This window comes from Filobacillus milosensis (genome assembly GCF_004402015.1).
GTDB lineage: Bacteria > Bacillota > Bacilli > Bacillales > Alkalibacillaceae > Filobacillus > Filobacillus milosensis.
Window position 1 is genome coordinate 1 of sequence record NZ_SOPW01000050.1, and the last position, 594, is coordinate 594.

The following is a 594-nucleotide window of genomic DNA, read 5'->3' on the forward strand; positions in this document are numbered from 1 at the left end:
ATTCAAAAGAGTCAAGCAAGTGGAATAGAGGTTGAGAACATTATTGGTGACGCCGCTTATTCTGATAAAGACAATCTGAAGTATGCTGCAAAAAACAATTTGAAATTAGTTTCAAAATTAAATCCGATTATTTCTAACGGGAATCGGCAAGGGGATGAATTTGAGTACAACAAAGATGCTGGTATGTATGTGTGTCCAGCAGGACACATGGCTATTCGTAAGGCAAAGCATGGTAAAAAAAATCAAAGCACGAACCAGACTATGACTTACTATTTTGATGTTGAGAAATGTAAGAAATGCCCTTTAAGAGATGGTTGTTATAAGCCTGGAGCAAAATCAAAGTCTTATTCTGTGAGCATTAAATCTAAAGAACATACAGAACAATTGGCCTTTCAAAACAGTGATGAATTTAAAGATAAAGCTAAAGAACGATATAAAATTGAAGCTAAAAATAGTGAATTAAAGCATAGACACGGATATGAGGTCTCTTCATCTTCGGGTCTTGAAGGCATGCATTTACAAGGTGCGATGACAATTTTCACCGCTAATGTAAAACGTATACTAAAACTTAAAACATAAAAGAACAATACAAAT

1 protein-coding gene is annotated in these 594 nt (G+C 34.3%); it reads left to right on the forward strand.

Features of this window, described 5'->3' with window-relative positions:
• Positions 1-579, forward strand: a 579-nt coding sequence (locus tag E3U55_RS17070; protein WP_194840971.1) for a transposase, incomplete at its 5' end; no start/stop codon positions are given.
• Between the last annotated feature and the right edge of the window lie 15 nt (positions 580-594).